General features: G+C 35.0%; 20 protein-coding genes. 17 read left to right on the forward strand and 3 right to left on the reverse strand.

The window, feature by feature from the left end:
• Positions 1 to 160: 160 nt before the first annotated feature.
• Positions 161 to 718, reverse strand: a complete 558-nt coding sequence (locus tag WKT09_RS03955) for a nitroreductase family protein (protein ID WP_340414803.1) — start codon at positions 716 to 718, stop codon at positions 161 to 163.
• A 164-nt stretch (positions 719 to 882) separates the two neighbouring features.
• Between WKT09_RS03955 and WKT09_RS03960 the strand changes: the two genes are divergently transcribed.
• From WKT09_RS03960 to WKT09_RS03975, 4 genes are all read left to right on the forward strand, one after another.
• Positions 883 to 1,920 (forward strand): PTS transporter subunit IIC, encoded by a 1,038-nt coding sequence (locus WKT09_RS03960; RefSeq protein WP_340414804.1) that lies wholly within the window; start codon positions 883 to 885, stop codon positions 1,918 to 1,920.
• Positions 1,921 to 2,269: 349 nt separating this feature from the next.
• Positions 2,270 to 2,485, forward strand: a complete 216-nt coding sequence (locus tag WKT09_RS03965) for a hypothetical protein (protein WP_340414805.1) — start codon at positions 2,270 to 2,272, stop codon at positions 2,483 to 2,485.
• Positions 2,475 to 3,362, forward strand: a complete 888-nt coding sequence (locus tag WKT09_RS03970) for a fructosamine kinase family protein (RefSeq protein WP_340414806.1) — start codon at positions 2,475 to 2,477, stop codon at positions 3,360 to 3,362. The genes WKT09_RS03965 and WKT09_RS03970 overlap by 11 nt, the downstream gene beginning before the upstream one ends.
• Before the next feature lie 87 nt (positions 3,363 to 3,449).
• Positions 3,450 to 3,902 carry a DUF2269 family protein gene (locus WKT09_RS03975; RefSeq protein ID WP_340414807.1) on the forward strand — a complete coding sequence of 151 codons (453 nt, stop codon included), beginning with the start codon at positions 3,450 to 3,452 and terminating at the stop codon, positions 3,900 to 3,902.
• 69 nt (positions 3,903 to 3,971) lie between these two features.
• On the opposite strand, the gene WKT09_RS03980 is transcribed toward WKT09_RS03975, so the two are convergent.
• Entirely contained in the window at positions 3,972 to 4,964 is a 993-nt protein-coding gene (locus WKT09_RS03980; protein ID WP_340414808.1) for a D-alanyl-D-alanine carboxypeptidase family protein, read from the reverse strand.
• Between the two features lie 147 nt (positions 4,965 to 5,111).
• Here WKT09_RS03980 and WKT09_RS03985 point away from each other — a divergent pair, with 147 nt between their 5' ends.
• From WKT09_RS03985 to WKT09_RS04025, 9 genes are all read left to right on the forward strand, one after another.
• Positions 5,112 to 5,945: a sulfurtransferase gene (locus tag WKT09_RS03985; protein ID WP_340414809.1), complete on the forward strand. Its 834-nt coding sequence runs from the start codon at positions 5,112 to 5,114 to the stop codon at positions 5,943 to 5,945.
• A complete protein-coding gene (locus tag WKT09_RS03990; RefSeq protein WP_340414810.1) occupies positions 5,946 to 6,524 on the forward strand; it encodes a DNA-3-methyladenine glycosylase I in 579 nt (192 codons plus the stop codon).
• A gap of 2 nt (positions 6,525 to 6,526) precedes the next feature.
• The gene (locus WKT09_RS03995) at positions 6,527 to 7,342 is read left to right on the forward strand and encodes a sulfurtransferase (protein WP_340414811.1); all 816 of its coding nucleotides are present in this window, start codon (positions 6,527 to 6,529) and stop codon (positions 7,340 to 7,342) included.
• A gap of 154 nt (positions 7,343 to 7,496) precedes the next feature.
• Positions 7,497 to 8,543 (forward strand): type 2 isopentenyl-diphosphate Delta-isomerase, encoded by a 1,047-nt coding sequence (fni, locus tag WKT09_RS04000; protein WP_340414822.1) that lies wholly within the window; start codon positions 7,497 to 7,499, stop codon positions 8,541 to 8,543.
• A gap of 37 nt (positions 8,544 to 8,580) precedes the next feature.
• Positions 8,581 to 9,300: a DsbA family oxidoreductase gene (locus WKT09_RS04005; protein WP_340414812.1), complete on the forward strand. Its 720-nt coding sequence runs from the start codon at positions 8,581 to 8,583 to the stop codon at positions 9,298 to 9,300.
• Positions 9,301 to 9,728: 428 nt separating this feature from the next.
• Positions 9,729 to 10,682 carry an ABC transporter permease gene (locus tag WKT09_RS04010; protein WP_340414813.1) on the forward strand — a complete coding sequence of 318 codons (954 nt, stop codon included), beginning with the start codon at positions 9,729 to 9,731 and terminating at the stop codon, positions 10,680 to 10,682.
• A complete protein-coding gene (locus tag WKT09_RS04015; RefSeq protein ID WP_340414814.1) occupies positions 10,672 to 11,622 on the forward strand; it encodes an iron chelate uptake ABC transporter family permease subunit in 951 nt (316 codons plus the stop codon). Before WKT09_RS04010 ends, WKT09_RS04015 begins: the two co-directional genes overlap by 11 nt.
• Positions 11,616 to 12,371 (forward strand): iron ABC transporter ATP-binding protein, encoded by a 756-nt coding sequence (locus WKT09_RS04020; protein WP_340414815.1) that lies wholly within the window; start codon positions 11,616 to 11,618, stop codon positions 12,369 to 12,371. Before WKT09_RS04015 ends, WKT09_RS04020 begins: the two co-directional genes overlap by 7 nt.
• Positions 12,372 to 12,395: 24 nt before the next feature.
• Positions 12,396 to 13,355: a siderophore ABC transporter substrate-binding protein gene (locus WKT09_RS04025; RefSeq protein ID WP_340414816.1), complete on the forward strand. Its 960-nt coding sequence runs from the start codon at positions 12,396 to 12,398 to the stop codon at positions 13,353 to 13,355.
• Positions 13,356 to 13,679: 324 nt separating this feature from the next.
• On the opposite strand, the gene WKT09_RS04030 is transcribed toward WKT09_RS04025, so the two are convergent.
• On the reverse strand, positions 13,680 to 14,066 hold the full coding sequence (locus WKT09_RS04030) for a hypothetical protein (protein ID WP_340414817.1): 387 nt from the start codon (positions 14,064 to 14,066) through the stop codon (positions 13,680 to 13,682).
• 397 nt (positions 14,067 to 14,463) lie between these two features.
• Between WKT09_RS04030 and WKT09_RS04035 the strand changes: the two genes are divergently transcribed.
• The 4 genes from WKT09_RS04035 to pstB all read left to right on the forward strand — a co-directional run bounded on the left by WKT09_RS04035 (position 14,464) and on the right by pstB (position 18,219).
• Positions 14,464 to 15,444 (forward strand): PstS family phosphate ABC transporter substrate-binding protein, encoded by a 981-nt coding sequence (locus tag WKT09_RS04035; RefSeq protein WP_340414818.1) that lies wholly within the window; start codon positions 14,464 to 14,466, stop codon positions 15,442 to 15,444.
• Between the two features lie 52 nt (positions 15,445 to 15,496).
• Positions 15,497 to 16,402, forward strand: coding sequence for a phosphate ABC transporter permease subunit PstC (gene pstC / locus WKT09_RS04040; protein ID WP_340414823.1), 906 nt, complete (start codon positions 15,497 to 15,499; stop codon positions 16,400 to 16,402).
• 12 nt (positions 16,403 to 16,414) lie between these two features.
• Positions 16,415 to 17,302 (forward strand): phosphate ABC transporter permease PstA, encoded by an 888-nt coding sequence (pstA, locus tag WKT09_RS04045; protein WP_340414819.1) that lies wholly within the window; start codon positions 16,415 to 16,417, stop codon positions 17,300 to 17,302.
• An 89-nt stretch (positions 17,303 to 17,391) separates the two neighbouring features.
• Complete coding sequence (gene pstB, locus WKT09_RS04050) at positions 17,392 to 18,219, forward strand: phosphate ABC transporter ATP-binding protein PstB (RefSeq protein ID WP_340414820.1); 828 nt, start codon at positions 17,392 to 17,394, stop codon at positions 18,217 to 18,219.
• Positions 18,220 to 18,286 lie beyond the last annotated feature (67 nt).

Raw genomic sequence — 18,286 nt, forward strand, 5'->3', positions numbered from 1 at the left:
AAGAAACAAATAAGTTTGCGTTATGAAAGATCAGAGTAAAAAAGTTGGATTTTGTGATACTTTACAGGAAATATGGGTAACATCTTTAAGTAATCTATGAGAATCGAATACTTCGTGTTACTGCCCTATCAAGTATACATATCCAACTTTATGTTTGATCTTATCCTTTATAAATGGTTAATTTTTCATCGATGTTAGTACGGGGCTTTACTTCTGGTGTATCATCAAAATATCCTAAATGGATGAAACCGACAATTTTCTCTGTGTCTGCTACATCTAAAATCTCTTTTACTTTCGGATCGTATATATGAGGGTTCGTTTTCCAACAAACTCCTAAGTCTTGTTCCCAAGCTAGTAAGGAGAAATTATGAATGAAGCTAGCTATAGCGCCAAAGTTTTCATCCCATTGCTTCTGTTTTTCTGGTTCTTGCATGATCGCTACTAAAATAGCATTTGGTTCATTTAAATAGTTTTCACGATTTTCTTGCATATCTTCTTCATAAGTTAAACTAACTTTTTTCGCAAAAGTTGGTAACATTTCTTTATCGATAAAAATAAAGCGCCAAGGTTCACGTAAGCCATGTGTTGGTGCCCAAATAGATTGGTCTAATAAGGCACGAACAGTAGCTTCTTCAACCTTTTTATCATTGTATCCTTTCTTAATCGAACGGCGTTCACGAATAATCTTCGCAATTGCGGATGGTTGTAATTCTTTCACTTAAAACTCCTCCTAATCATTGAATAAACCGAAGTTTCCGTCACAAATTATATAGGAAAGGGCTTCAAATAGCAAATGTTGTTTTAATAAGGGTTTCTATTAGAAATGTTTTCATTTATAGGTCATAATAATAGTGACAAGACAACTGTAAAGAGGTGTGTACAATGAAAAATTACGTAAAGAAAAAAGGTGTCACATTATCACCGAACGACTATTTTATAACAGCTTTAAGTTATATGGCATTAGGATTGTTCTCCTCCCTTATTATTGGACTTATAATGAAAACAATAGGAGAGCAATTAGCATTATATAATATCGCCAATATTGGCCCGATGTTCATAGAAATGGGTACATTTGCGATGGATAACAAAATAATGGGAGGAGCGATTGGTGTTGCCATTGCATATGGCTTACAAGCACCACCATTAGTATTGTTTTCTGCGCTATTTGCAGGAGCGTTTGGGGCAGAGTTAGGTGGACCAGCTGGAAGCTATGTTGCAGCATTAATAGCGACTGAGATAGGGAAATTAGTCTATCAAACTACTCGTGTCGATATTATTGTAACGCCTTTTACGACGATTTTTATTGGGTATATAACAGGAAAGTTCGTCGGAATCCCGATTCAACAAGGAATGCTTTGGTTAGGAGAAATGATTAATTGGTCTACTACACAAAGGCCATTCATTATGGGGATCATCGTAGCTGTTTTAATGGGATGGGCATTGACGGCACCGATTTCAAGTGTTGCGATTGCATTTATGTTATCTTTAGATGGTTTAGCAGCAGGAGCAGCTGTCATCGGTTGTTCTGCACAAATGGTCGGTTTTGCTGCCGCTAGCTATCGTGAAAACGGGATTGGTGGGTTCCTTGCACAAGGGATTGGAACATCGATGTTACAAGTTGCAAATATCATTCGAAACCCAGCAATATTAATCCCACCGACTGTTGCCGGAGTGATTCTCGCACCGATAGGGACAGCTATTTTTATGATGGAAAACAATACAGCAGGAGCAGGAATGGGAACGAGTGGTTTAGTTGGACAAATGATGGCATTTGAGACGATGGGCTTTACATGGACGGTGTTCATTCAAGTTCTGTTGCTTCATATTATTGCTCCGATCATTATTAGTGTGCTTTGTACGATGTATCTACGAAAAATTGGTTGGATTAAAGAAGGAGATATGGCTTTGTCATTTGAATAATTAATACATTGTGATATATAAATCTTATATAATATTTGGATGGAAACGGATTGGATTTTGTTATAAGATGAAAGTAGGTAAACACTTTTGAAGGGATAGAGATGGATTTATGGAGCATGCGGTACAACTAGTAGTAGAAAATGTAGCGCAAGGTGGAAGTTCATTTGGTGTAGACCTTGTGTAAGAAGGGAACATCATCGCAGAAGGTGTCAATGGATGACACTGTACATTTGACGTAAGTAGTCATGCGGAGTTAAAGGTGATTTACCTTACACAGAAAAACAGAAAACATGACAAACAAATAACATGTTAAATGGTAACGATGTATGCGAGCGGACAGCCTTGTCCCATGTGCTTAACATCAATATATTTCGTTGGAATGACAGATATTTATGATAGTCAATCTGTAGATTATGCAACGAATATAGGCTTAGGAGCTTCTAAGGCAATGTATCAAGTTTTCACCAAAGCGAATGAATCTCATAAAATCGGGATGCTACATATGCCATTAGAAGAAGGCCAACAAAATCCAATGAGATTGTGGGTACAGATAAATGAAAAATAATGAAATGGAAAAATTAGTTCGAATAGCATTAGAAAATGGCCGAGATTACTCGGAAGTTCAAACGATTAAGAAAATTAAAGGTGGTTCCATCAACGAAGCATATTATGTACAGACAATTGATGCGGAATTTTTCATGAAATTCCACGCGAATGCACCGAAATTTTTCTTTAAAAGTGAGGCGACAGGGTTACGTCTATTAAAAGAGACGAACACGATTTCTGTGCCGAGCTTTTTATCGTATTCAGACCAGCCTGGAAAAGGATTTTTATTATTAGAATGGATTGAAGGAAAGAAAACAGATAAAACAGAAGAAACATTAGGGAGAAAACTAGCAGATCTCCATAAGTCATATGGTCGTTTGCATGGATTTGATTCTGACACGTATATCGGATTATTGCCACAACCAAATGAATTGAATGCAAACTGGTTAGAATATTACCGGGATAAACGATTAGGTTCCCAATTAGAACAAGGGATTGAAACTGGTAATATAGAAGGAAAACGTCGTAAACAACTAGAAAAGTTACTAGAAAAACTAGATAAATGGATTCCAAGTTTTGTGGAACCATCTCATTTACACGGGGATTTATATTCAGGTAATTGGATTGTAGGCCCTGGGGGAGAACCATATATTGTCGATCCATCGTTTTTATATGGGGACCGTCATTTTGAACTTGCCTATACAGAATTGTTTGGTGGATTTCCAAGTAAATTTTATGAAGCTTATCATGAAAACTATCCATTAAGAAAAGAATATGAAGACATTAAACCACTTTATCAATTATATTATCTGATGGCTCATTTAAACTTATTTGGAGAAATGTACGGCGAACAAATCGATCAAATTTTAGATAAATATATCGGGGAAAACTTTTAAAAAAAAGATATATATGCATACCTTCATTTGTTGAATTCATACACATTAAGTAGTAAACTTAATGCACAACGATGGAGGTACTTTTTTATGAGTTTATACGATTTGCTCGTTATCATACATGTTTTCGCTGCAATATTAGGATTAGGACCTGGATTTGTAATGATCTATATTGTGACCAATGCAAAAGATATGACGCAATTAAGACATGCTTATCATATTCGAAATAGAATTCACCATTTTGTCATGGTTGGTGGAACATTGTTGTTAGTAACGGGGTTAGGGATGGGCATCATCCATCCGGATTTATTTACACAATATTGGTTTCTTATTAGTCTAGTTTTATTTTTAGTCGCATTAGTTGCAGGACCACTTGTTTTATCACCACGCGCAAAACCGATTAAGGAAATGTTAGCGGATGACCGTATTCAGGAAATTCCAGATACGTATGAGGGGCTAGCAAAGGAACTATTTTTTTATGAGCGAATGACCAATATTATTTTCCTTATTATTATTTTGCTCATGATTACAAAACCATTTTAATCTATGAATTGACCTTACATAATCAAAATAGCTTAGGAAGACATTATATCGTTTTCCTAAGCTATTTTTCTATTGTTTCGCTTCTAAATATTCTTCTAATGTTATTTCTTTTTCATATATTTCGGTTGCGGCTTGTTCCCCGACAAAACGTAAATGCCATGGTTCATACTGATATTTTGTAATATCTTCTTTTCCTTCAGGATAGCGAATAATAAAGCCATATTCATGTGCATGGTCTTTCAACCATTTCCCTTCATCCGTTTCACCGAATTCAACGATTAAATCGAAGCCAACTTTATCTGTCGTCACATCCATTACTAAACCTGTTTGATGTTCACTTTCGCCAGGACGTGCACTATATGTATTTGCATGTTCTTCGCCGTGTTTTTCAACATTCGCCGCAAATACAGCTACTTGACGGTCATATGACCGATACCCTGATTGAGCAAAGAGGTTTAATCCTTCTGTTTCGCTCGCCTCAAATAGTTGCTCTAACGCATCGGCAGCAACTTTTCGTAACTGTTTTTTCGGGTCATCTTCCTCAAAAGGAAAACGGACATCTGGGACCGTTAAATCTTCAGGTTCAAAACCTTCTGGTAGTGCATTAGATTTATTCACCAATGCTAATATTTCATAAGGATTGTCAATGGCTAATGAAAGACGGTCATTGGAATCAGGGCGATCAAGTTTTGCTGCTGGTTCTACGGTTGTATGATCTAATTGTTCCTCTATGACTTGTTTCATTTCATTTTCGTATATCCCAGTCGTAGCAATATCTTCCAATTGTAATTGCATATCTGTTAATGCCCAAACAGTATAACTGTCCATTACGCTTGTTTCCTCTGCGTCATAACCGATGTCAATGAGTGCCCGTTGAATGGTTGCGATGGCATCCCCTTCGTCACCTTTTACGATCGTTTCTTCCGTTAATTCATTTGTAGTTGTTTCGTTATTGTTTTCAGTTGCTTCATTTGTGTTTTCTTGTTTTGTTGCTTCTTCATTATTACTACAAGCACCAAGTAATAATAATGTACAGATACATAACATAATCCATTTTTTCATTTTTTCTACCTCCATTACGTTATGTATTTTCTCACATAATGAAAACGGAATGCAATCATAAGTGTGTAAATGTGCGCAAAATTTGTGTACATAATATGATAGAATAAGAAATAAACGAGTAGAGAACAGAAGGGAAGGGGATTTTTAATGCGTTATTTAATGGATGTAGCAACATTAAGAGATAAATTATTTGATGAAAACGTGGTAATATTGGATGCGCGTTCCAATTTAGAAAGACCGGATGATGGGTATGAGGCATATATAGAAGAACATATTGTCGGTGCACAATATGTACATTTAGAAAAAGATTTATCAGGAGAAGTACACACGCATGGCGGCAATCATCCATTACCAGATGTTGATACGTTTTCACAAAAATTGCGCCAACTGGGGATAAACAATGATTCAACGGTTGTTGTCTATGATGAAGGAAATGAGATGTTTGCACCACGTGCTTGGTTTGTCCTACGTTATGTCGGGATAGAAAATGCATACGTATTACAAGGTGGTTTTCGTGCATGGAAACATGCGGCTTATCCTGTAACATCCGAAACGAAAGAGCGAAAGGAAGGTCATTTTACCCCCGATGTACAACACGATCTAATTATCACAATGGAAGAAGTTCGCGATCGTCATATGGAAACAGAAGTATTATTAGATTCAAGAGCGAAAAATCGTTATCTTGGTAAAATAGAACCGTTATATGGAAAAGCAGGACATATTCCAGGGGCGAAAAATTACTTTTGGGCTGACATATTAGACGAAGAAGGTAATTGGAAGTCGAAAGAGGCATTACAGGCACATTTTGCTAACTTAAAGGATTACGATACCATTATCGCTTCTTGTGGCTCAGGAATTTCAGCATGTCCTAATGTGCTTGCATTACAAATAGCGGGATTTGACGATGTAAAACTATATGTTGGAAGTTTTAGTGATTGGATATCATATGAAGAAAATGATATAGAAACGAAGGAATCATAAATGGAAAAACAGCGATGTGCATGGGTAACGAAGGACCCTTTATATGAAGTTTACCATGATGAAGAGTGGGGTAATATAGATCGTTTTTTTAATGATACGTATTTGTTTGAGATGATTACGTTAGAAGGAGCACAGGCAGGGCTTAGCTGGATTACGATCTTAAAGCGGAGAGAAAACTATCGTAAAGCATTTGCGAATTTTGATATTGCAACGGTTGCAACATTTACGGAAGAAGAGGTGGAAAAGTTGCTCGAAAATGAGGGGATCATCCGAAATGAACGAAAAATTCGTGCAACCATTCAAAATGCTCAAGCAATTTTACATATCCAAGAGGAGTTTGGTTCCTTCCATCAATATATTTGGTCCTTTGTTGGGGAAAAATGTATCGTAAATGATTGGGAAGATTCCTCAGAAGTACCAGCCTCTTCCACCCTATCCACTAAATTAAGTAAAGATTTGAAAAAACGTGGCTTTTCTTTTGTTGGCCCTGTGATTTGTTATTCCTTTTTACAAGCAGTTGGCATCATACAAGACCATACTAAACAATGCTTTTTGTATAAAAAAACAAGGAGAGAATGAATATGACAATTATTTTATCCGTTGAAAAGGCACGGGAAAAAATAATGACGCAATCTATGATTCCAATAGATGTACGTATCAAAGATGAAGTATATGGAACAGGAAAAGAAGTGTATAAACATCAACATCTTCCAGGTGCTGTATACTTAGATTTCAAAGAAGATATAAGCGGAAAAGATTCCTTTTTTCCTGAAATAGAACAAATAAAAGCGACATTAGAAGAAAAAGGGATTCATCGCCAAACACCTATACTTTTATATGATGAAGGAAACCATCGTGCAGCATCGAAAGCATATGTATTGTTCACCTATTTAGGACACGATGAAGTCTATATTTTAAATGGTGGAGCACAAGCTTGGGGAGAAGCAGGATACGAATGGACAGATGAAGTAATCGAACGTGACAAGACGATATTCGATGTTCAGTTGCAACAAGATATGCTCGTTCAAATCGATGAAGTAAAAGCACAATTAGAAGATGAAACGTCGGTACATATAGATGCACGTAGTTATGAAAAATATAGTGGAGAAGCACCTTCAGGATATGGGAAGGATGGCCATATTAAAGGCGCACAAAACTTTCCCGCAAAAAATGTTGTAGATGCAAATGGTCGGTGGAAATCAGCGACCTCATTGCAAGGACAATTTGCATCGGTTAAAGAAAAACAAGAACATATTGTTTCTTGCGGAACAGGAAATTCTGCGTGTATCAATGTTGTCGCATTAAAAGAAGCTGGGTTTAAAAATGTGAAGCTATATGCAGGTGGCTTTAAAGAATGGTCCCAAGATGATCAAAACGAGATTGAGAAAGAATCATAAGGAAGATTGTTGATAAAAGAAGGCATCGTTTGCATGATTAGTTGAAAAAAGGATCATGTAAGGAGTTGTACAATCATATTTCTTTCAATCTAAATGTGAAAAACGTACACTAAATATAGATGGTTTAATTATGAACAGAATGAGGGTGTTATTCATGGAAGCAGATATTAATGTAAGAAAAACAGAACATATTCGACTCTGTTTAACGGATGCAGTAGAAGGTGTAAATAAGACGACAGGTTTGGAAGGAATTTCTTTCATCCATAATGCACTTCCAGAAATTAATTTTCATGATATTGATCTTTCGACATCATTTATCGGTAAAACGTTAAAAGCCCCGTTCTTAGTAAGTTCTATGACAGGTGGTTCGGAATTAGCTTCGAAAATTAATATAAATTTAGCGTTAGCTAGTGAAGAAAAAGGATGGGCAATCGGCCTCGGTTCCACACGTGCATTATTAGAAAGTGATGCACATGAAACTTCTTTTTTAATTCGTAAGTATGCGACAACAGTGCCACTTATTGCCAATTTAGGTGCAGTGCAATTTAATTATGGGTACGGTGTAGATCATTGTGAAAGAATTGTAGAAAGAACAGAAGCGGACTCCCTTGTTCTTCATTTAAATAGTTTACAAGAAGTCGTGCAAGATGGTGGCGATTTAAACTTTGAACATTTATTACCGAAAATTGAAGAAGTATGTAAAAACATATCTGTTCCAGTAGGTGTAAAAGAAGTTGGTTTCGGTATTGATGGAACGGTTGCGAAAAAGTTATATGATGTAGGTATTTCATATATTGATGTTGCTGGTGCAGGTGGAACGTCATGGAGTCAAGTTGAAAAACTAAGAACAGAAGATGATTTACGTAAGCGTGCAGCGGAAGCGTTCAATGATTGGGGAATTCCGACAAAGGATTGTATCGTTTCTGTTAGGTCCCATTTACCGGAAACACCAATTGTTTCAAGTGGTGGGATGAAAACAGGGGTAGATGCAGCAAAAGCAATTGCAATCGGTGCCGATGTAATTGGATATGCTCGCGCTTTATTAAAAGCAGCAACACAATCTGTGGAACAAGTGTTAGAGGTAATGGATCAAATCGAATTCGAATTAAAAATGACAATGTTTGGGATTGGTGTATCAACCATTGAGGAATTAAAAAATACAAAACGAATGAAGATAAATGGAAAATCATTATTAGATTAATTTGTTAACCGTTTTGTTTGTTTGATGAGGTGGGAAAGTGAAAGTAGAAATATGGTCTGACTTTGTTTGTCCATATTGTTATATTGGACAAAAGGCCTTTCGACGAGCGTTAGAGAACTTTGAGCATAGGGAATATGTGACGATTCAATATAAATGTTTTCAATTAGACCCAAATGCGGATGTACATAACGAAAGAACAGTAATTGAATTGTTAATGGATAAATTCCAACTTCCAAAAGAGAGAACATTATCAAAAATGGCTGCTATTGCTGAAATGGGCAGCAAGTATGATGTGCAAATCCATTTGGATAAAATAAAACATACGAATACTTTTGAAGCACATCGACTTGTGAAGTTAGCAGAAACATATGGGAAGGATTCCAAAGTAGTAGAACAATTATTTGAAACATATTTTTCTCAATTAGAAAATATTGGTTTGGAAGAAGTGTTAATCAATATTGCAGAAGCATCTGCAATTGAAAATGAACAAGTTGTTCGTTTACTGAGTTGCCGTAAATATACGAATGCAGTAAAAGAAGACCAGTTAGTAGCGGAAGAGATGGGGGTGGAAGGTGTTCCATTCTTCGTCTTTAATGAAGTTCATGCAGTGGCAGGAGCACAAAGTGAAGAAGTGTTCCTCAAAATCCTACAACAAATATGGGATGAAGAAAATGCCGAAAAAGTAAAACTAGATAAAAACGCTCCCGTATGTGCGACGACATACTGTGATGGTGACACATGCTACGGGAAGGAATAGTAAAGGTGCTTAGAACATAACTTAGTCTCTACTCGCCAAAAAAACGGTCATGTTTATAATGAAAATATAAACATGATCGTTTTTATACGTGTTATTTTTAGCTAGCACTAGATGTATTCAACGATAAAATAACTGAATAGAAGAAGTGAAACATCATATAGAAACGATGAAATGAGATACAGTTCTTTCACAGTTAAATCTATTAAATTTCAAACGTGCATGGAAAAATCAATATCGTACTATAGGCTTAATTGATGGTACTTTTTATTATCTATTATCGCCTTATACGAAAAATGATGAGAATGTATTGCTTCCTTTTTTTATTTGTGTTATACTTTATTCGACAACCTAATTGATAATGAATCTCATTCTTATTTATAATGATACTTAAATTAGAATGATGATAAATAGAGAGAGATAAGATAAAAATGAAAATACGTTATTTAGTTATTCCATTGGTAATATTGTCATTTACATCGATTTTCATCGGTGTCTCGGATGTCACACCATTAGACATATTTAAATTAACCGAAGAACAAACCGAAGTTTTACTCGTAAGCCGATTGCCGAGACTTGTCAGTATTTTAATTGCTGGAGCAAGTATGAGTATTGCCGGTCTCATCATGCAACAACTAAGTAAAAATAAGTTTGTATCCCCGACAACGGCAGGTACAATGGATGCTGCTCGTTTCGGAGTACTCGTATCATTAATGTGGTTTACCGCAGCAAGTCCTTTACTTAAGATGTCGATATCATTTGGATTTGCATTAATTGGTACGTTTGTTTTTATGAAAATTTTAGAGAAAATTAAATTTAAAGATCCCGTGTTTATTCCATTAGTTGGGCTCATGTTCGGTAGTATTATCGATTCAATGGCCACTTTCTTTGCATATAAAAATGATCTTATTCAAAATATGACATCATGGATGCAAGGTGATTTCTCCATGATTATGAGTGGAAACTATGAACTTTTATATATTAGTATTCCAACACTCATTATTGCATATGTATATGCAAATAAGTTTACGATAGCTGGAATGGGAGAAGAGTTTTCCAAAAATTTAGGCTTAAATTATCGGCAAATTGTGAATATCGGTTTAATCATATCGGCTTTTGTTACAGCATCTGTTGTGTTGTCTGTTGGTGTTATACCGTTTCTCGGGTTAATCGTGCCAAACATTGTGACGATTTATCAAGGAGACCATTTAAAAAACAATTTAATACATACGGCTTTGCTAGGGGCATTGTTTGTGCTCGTATGTGATATTATCGGTAGAGTGATTATTTATCCATATGAAGTTCCAATCAATTTAACAGTAGGTGTTATTGGAAGTGGTATTTTCATCTACCTGCTATTAAGGAGAAGGAAATATGGGTTATAAAAAAAAGACGATCATTCTTGCTATTGTTGCATTATCCCTAGCGTTACTATATATTTTTTATGACCTAACTGGTAATATCGATTACGTATTACCGAAGAGGATTATGAAAGTTGTCGCTATCATTTTAACTGGTGGAGCAATTGCATTTTCGACAACTGTTTTTATGACGATAACAAATAACAGAATTTTAACGCCTAGTATTATGGGAATTGATTCTCTATATTTACTAACGCAAACTTTCATCATTTTTATTTTTGGCTCTCGTTCATTAGTGATGATGAACAGTCAAATGAATTATCTAATATCAATAGGTGTCATGGTGTTATTTTCTCTATTATTTTACCGATTATTATTTAAAGGGGAAAATGTAAATATATATTTCCTTTTACTAATCGGGATGATTTTAGGAACATTCTTCAGTAGTTTTACATCTTTCATGCAAGTGCTCATTGATCCAAATGAGTTCATGGTTGCGCAAGATAAGATGTTTGCAAGTATAAACAATGTAAATACGAGCCTCGTTTATTTATCTATTGTGTTGATGATAGGGGTCGTCATTTACTTTAGTCGATACTATAAATACTTAGACGTATTAGCTTTAGGGAAGGACCATGCAACAAACTTAGGTGTTCCTTATGACTTTGTTGTAAAACGACTATTAATAGTTGTCGCAATTTTAATCTCTATTGCAACAGCGTTGATAGGTCCTATCACATTTTTAGGCTTACTCGTCGTTAACATTGCTTACGAGTTTATGAGGACTTATAGGCATTTATATATTATCTTAGGCTCTGTATTAATTAGCATTATCGCATTAATAGGTGGTCAATTTATTGTTGAAAAGATCTTTACGTTTGAAACGACATTAAGTGTAATTATAAATTTCGTTGGTGGAATTTACTTCATCTATTTAATTCTAAAGGAGAATAAATCATGGTAGATATAAAAAGTGTATTTAAAACGTATAACAACAAAAAAGTTATTGATGATGTGTCATTAACAATTCCGAAAGGGAAAATAACATCGTTTATTGGACCGAATGGAGCAGGTAAAAGTACGTTAATCTCTATGGTTAGTAGGCTCATTGCAAAAGACGAAGGAATCATCACGATTGATGGAGAAGATATAAGCAAGTCAAAAGATAGTGAACTTGCGCGTAAAATCTCTATTTTAAAACAATCGAACTCGATGAATGTAAAGTTAACTGTAAGAGAGCTTATTTCTTTTGGACGTTTTCCATATTCAAAAGGAAATTTGAAGCGTGAAGACTGGAAAAAGGTAGATGAAGCAATTGCATATATGGAATTAGCGGATATTCAGCATAAATTTTTAGATGAATTAAGTGGTGGTCAACGACAACGTGCATTTATTGCAATGGTACTTGCACAAGATACAGAATATATTTTACTGGATGAACCATTAAATAATTTAGATATGCGACATGCTGTACAAATTATGAAGACTTTACGTAGACTTTGCGATGAGTTAGGAAAAACAATTGTTATTGTCATTCATGATATTAACTTTGCATCATGTTATTCAGATGAAATTGTCGCATTAAAAGATGGAAAAATAGTAAAGCAAGGTCATACTTGTGATGTCATTGATTCATGTGTGTTAAAAGAAATTTATGATATGGATATCGAAATTAAAGAGATTGAAGACCAAAGAATTTGTGTCTATTTCTAAAAAATATGTGAGGTATATAATTCAATGAAAAAAATATATGTAAGTTTATTATTAGTAGTTTTAATGGTAGTTGCTGCAGCTTGTAGTTCAGATAATAATGGAAACGATAATGCATCAAACAATAACGAAGCATCGGAAACGATGACAATTGAACATGAGTTAGGAACATCTGAAATCGAAAAAAATCCAGAAAAAGTTGTAGTATTTGATTTTGGTATACTAGATACATTTAAAAAATTAGGTTTAGAAGATAAAGTAGTTGGTGTTGCACAAGCAGGTGTGATTCCAAGTTATATTGATGATTTCGCATCAGAAGATTATGCAAATATTGGTTCATTAAAAGAACCTGATTTTGAAAAAATTGCGGAACTTGATCCAGATTTAATTATTATCTCTGGACGTCAATCAGAAGTATATGATCAACTACAAGAAATTGCAGAAACAGTATTCTTAGGAGTAGATACAGAGAATTATATGGACTCATTTACTGAGAACGTAACTACTGTTGGAGAAATGTTTGGAAAAGAATCAGAGGTTGAAGATGCATTAGCTGAAATTGATGACACAATTGCTTCTGTAAATGAAAAAGCGGAAGAGGCAGATAAAAATGCATTAATTATTTTAGCGAATGATGATAAAATTAGTGCATATGGCCCTAGCTCGCGTTTCGGAATTATCCATGACGTATTCGGTGTACCAGCTGTAGATGAAGGGATTGAAGTATCTACACACGGAAGTAACGTATCATTTGAATACGTGACAGAACAAGACCCAGATTTATTATATGTAATTGATCGTGGCGCTGTTGTCGGTGGGGAATCCTCAGCGAAACAAGTAGTTGAAAACAAATTAGTGGAACGTACAAAAGCATTCCAAAATGATGACATTTATTATTTAGATCCTGAATTCTGGTACTTATCTGGTGGAGGATTAATTTCAGTTCAAGAAATGGCGAACCAAATTGAAGAAAGTTTAGTAGAATAAGGTTTGAAAGAAATAATCATCTTGTGATGGCATGTATGGAAATTATAAAATGTAAACTATTAATAAAGGCTGTACAATACAAGGTGTCGGTGGAAAAAATTCACTGGCACCTTTTTTATGCTTAAAAATAGAAAATAAGTGAATTTCCCTTTTAGAAAAAAGTAATCCAAAACCAAATCCAGGAGGGAAATGCCCCTTTTAAAACCTCAGATATGGACAGGTTATATAAATACTCTTCTACATATTCGTCTTCGTTCTCTTGGTCACCAGACATTATCCACTTCATTAATTAGAAAAAACTCTCTGTTTAATAACAGTGGGTTTTTAACCTTCTGATAAAGCTACATATTTTTTTACTTCCCCATTTTCTTCTACAATTAATATATCTTGTTCGTTTGTCGAAAAAATATCAGTATTTGGTGGGAGCTTTGAGGCGGTCCCGTCTTTAAATTTACTTTTTGAGGTCTCTTTGATTATACCAATCTTCTTATTTTTGGTTACTTTCACATGATTTGCCCACTCAATACCTGTCTGATATATGATACCTTTTATCTGAAATATATCAGCATCTGGTTCATCTCTTAATACTTCTTGAGCAGTAGGTGGTTTACTTGAAGAAGTAGTTTCTTCGTTATCATCATTATTACAAGCAACAAGTAAAGAAAGAGCTAATAATATCATAACACCCCAGAAAATAACTTTTTTATTCATATAACATCTCCTCTCTTTCTCCTAATGTTAAGACAATTGTACATCATGTTCTGGCATAATCGTATGATTCTTTTAAATAAAAGGAGCGTATGGAGTAAGAAAATATTTAGAAGAGTCTATCATTCATGTAAAGTTTTTTTCAAATGCACACGGTGAGCGTTTGATCCAGTGATAGCTAGAATGATTTTAGTCCTCTGCAAAGGTACACGGTTTAATGACTGATGGAGCATAGCGTAACTAAGTCTAGTTTTATACATTTTAGAAGGGCTTTTTTATGAGCTATTATTTGTATTTTTTTGAATTTACATTCTCTTTACATTCCCTTCATATTCTCTTTACATTCATCTTTTATACTAAAGATGAATAAAAAATGAGGGTAAAAAGAGGAGAGAAAAATATGAGATTGAATCACATCTGGAAAGCTATTTTATTAGGAGCTTTCGTGCTAATTTTAGTAGCATGCCAAGGGGAAGCGGAAAATAGTAATGCGAACAGCGATGCAAATGGAAACAATGAAGGATCAGAACAATTAGAAGGTAGTGTTGTAATCGATGGTTCTGGAACAGTTTATCCACTAATGGCGAAATTAGCGGAAGAATATATGGTCAATGAACAAGAAGGTGTGTCAGTAGAAGTAAGCCGTGCGGGAACTAGTGCCGGATTTGAAAAGTTTTTAGTAGAGAATGGAACAGATTTTAATGACGCATCACGTGAAATTAAAGAAGAAGAGGCAGCTAAGGCAGAAGAATTAGGAATGGAAGTAAAAGAATTGAAAGTAGCACTAGACGGTTTAACATTTGTTATCAATAAAGAGAATGATTGGGCTACTGAAATCACTGCAGAAGACTTAAAGAAGATTTTCTTAGCAGAAGAAGATGTAACAAAGTGGTCTGATATCAATCCAGATTGGCCAGATGAAAAAATTAACACATACGGTCCGAATGAAAATCATGGAACATATGAATTTTTCTTTGAAAATGTATTAGAAGAAAAAGATTTAGTGTTAGATATTGATTTACAACAAGAATATTCAACATTAGTAAACTTAATTGAAGATGATGAGAATGGAATTGCGTTTTTCGGATTTGGTTATTACGTGAACAACCAAGATAAATTACAAGCAGTATCTGTAGATTTCGGTGACGGTGCGGTAGAACCTTCTCTAGATACGATTGCAGAAGATGGAGATTACGCAGACTTTACTCGACCAGTATTCACTTACTTAAATGTGAACAATGCAAAGGAAAAACCTGAGGTATTAGACTTTGCAGAGTATGTATTAAATAATATCAACGACTTTGCGGGTGAAACAGGATTCGCACCTATTCCAGAAGAGGAAGTAAATGAAAACTTGTCTTTCATCGATTCACTGAAGTAAGTGGCAGGAGGGAATCATTTTGTCAGATAAACAGTTCAACGTTCGAGAGTTGATGAAACAAGAAACGACTTTACAAAGGTGGAAAATGAAGGGGGAAAAGATGATTCCTACACTTCTTTTCCTCTTTACTAGTATTTCAATTTTAACGACAATCGGAATTATTTATATTTTATTTTCTGAATCGGTACATTTCTTTCGAGAAGTACCGATTTGGGAGTTTTTTTCTTCAACGAATTTAAAACCGTTGAGTGCAAATCCATCATTTGGAGTGTTACCATTATTAGTTGGTACATTTACTGCAACCATTATTGCACTAATTGTTGCCATTCCAATTGGTTTAATGTCTGCAATATACCTAAGTGAATATGCACCTAAAAAGTTAAGAAAGGTGTTAAAACCTGCACTGGAAGTTCTAGCAGGTATTCCAACTATTGTATATGGGTTTTTTGCATTTACATTTGTAACACCGATGTTAAAGCATATTATCCCAGGGTTGGAATCAACGAATATATTAAGTCCAGGTATTGTAATGGGAGTTATGATTATTCCCATGATTGCTTCTTTATCTGAAGATGCAATGAATGCTGTACCGACTGCTGTAAAAGACGGAGCCCTTGCAATGGGAGCAACAAGATTAGAAGTTGTTACGAAAATTGTTATTCCTGGTGCATTATCGGGAATTGTTGCGTCTATTGTACTTGCGACTTCTCGTGCAATTGGGGAGACGATGATTGTGACGATTGCGAGTGGTAGTACAAAAAACTTTACATTCGATGTTACGCAATCCATGCAAACGATGACGGCTTATATTGTAGAAGTGACAGGTGGAGACGCACCAGCAGGATCCACCATTTATTACAGTTTATATGCAGTTGCATTAACATTATTCGTCTTTACATTATTAATGAACATTTTAGCGAATTATATTTCGAAAAAATGGAAAGCACAGTATGAATAAGGTGTGTGAAAGATGAGACAATTAAATCCTACTTTAGTAGAAAAAAGAACGAATAAAAAAATTATAATCAATCATATTGCGAAAAGCTTATTTCTAGCTGCCACATTATTTGCATTAATTGTTTTGGCGATTTTATTATATCGTGTATGTTCAGATGGGATTGCTTTTTTAAATATGGATTTTATTACAGGAAAATTATCGACAGACCCGGAAAAGGCTGGAATTTTTGGTGCAATTATAGGAACACTTTGGTTAATGCTTGTCGTTGCACCAGTAACGATGGTATTAGGAGTTGCAACAGCTATTTATTTAGAGTTGTATGCGAAAAAAGGAAAATTACGTGATTTTATTCAAATGAATATCGGCAACTTAGCTGGTGTCCCGTCTATCGTATACGGAATTTTAGGTATGACGATTTTCGTCCGGGCTTTACAATTAGGAAACGTCGTCTTAGCTGGCGGTTTAACAATGGCATTATTAATTTTGCCGATTACCATTGTTGCAAGTCAAGAAGCTTTACGTACGGTGCCTAGTTTTATGACAGAAGGGTCATATGGTCTTGGGGCGACAAAATGGCAAACCATTCAAAACGTTATTTTACCAATTGCGTTACCTGGAATTTTAACTGGTGCTATTTTATCCTTATCTCGTGCGATTGGGGAGACGGCTCCACTCGTTGTCATAGGTATTCCGGCATTACTTATTCCTATTCCCGGGAGTATTTTTGATAAATTTACCGTGCTACCAGTCCAAATTTATTATTGGACATTAGACTCGACGATGGTGCGCGAATATGCGAATTTAGCTGCGGCAACCATTATCGTATTACTCATTGTCTTATTCCTACTAAACGCAACCGCTATTTTTATTCGAAACAAATTTGAAAAAACATTTGATTAAATGTGATTTGTGCTATGTACGTAGCTTTGAAGCGTCAAAGGTATATCATTCTACAGCGGTGTTTAAAAATATTATTAGGAGGAGATTGTATGTCTGTTGTAACAGTAGAAAAACAGGAGACACGACCACATATCCAATTGTTAGAAAAAGAAGCAATCGAACGTGAAACCGTCTATAAATCGGAAGGATTAAACTTATGGTATGGGGATACACATGCATTAAAAGATATCAACATGGCAATTCGTAACAAAGAAGTGACAGCAATTATCGGACCATCCGGGTGTGGGAAATCAACCTATTTAAAAACATTGAATCGCATGGTTGAACAAGCAACAAACGTAAAAGTGAAAGGAAATGTTTGGTATCGTGATAAGAATATTTTTGATCCAAGTTTGAAAGTAGAACATTTGCGTACAGATGTTGGAATGGTATTCCAAAAAGCGAATCCTTTTCCAAAATCAATCTATGAAAATATTGCATATGGACCACGTATTCACGGAATTCGCAAAAAAGCAATTTTAGATGAAATTGTGGAAACGAGTTTGCGAAAAGCTTTTATTTGGGACGAAGTAAAAGATCGTTTACATGATAATGCATATCGCTTATCAGGTGGACAACAACAACGTCTATGTATTGCAAGATGTTTAGCAATCGAACCAGAAGTGATTTTAATGGATGAACCGACATCTGCATTAGATCCAAAATCAACATTGAAAATAGAGGAACTTATTACGAAATTAAAAGATGATTATGCGATTATTATTGTGACACATAATATGCAGCAAGCAGCGAGAATTTCAGACCAAACAGCCTTCTTTTATGAGGGGGAAATTGTCGAGTATGGGGAAACAAAACAAATATTCGAAGACCCACAAGATAAACGCACATATGCATATATTAATGGTCAATTTGGTTAACAAAAAAACTATCTATATTTTAGACTAACCTAATTATTTGAGACAATATAAAACACCTTCGAAATGG

Source organism: Pseudogracilibacillus sp. ICA-222130, from assembly GCF_037892545.1.
In the GTDB taxonomy this organism is placed as follows: Bacteria; Bacillota; Bacilli; order Bacillales; family Amphibacillaceae; genus Pseudogracilibacillus.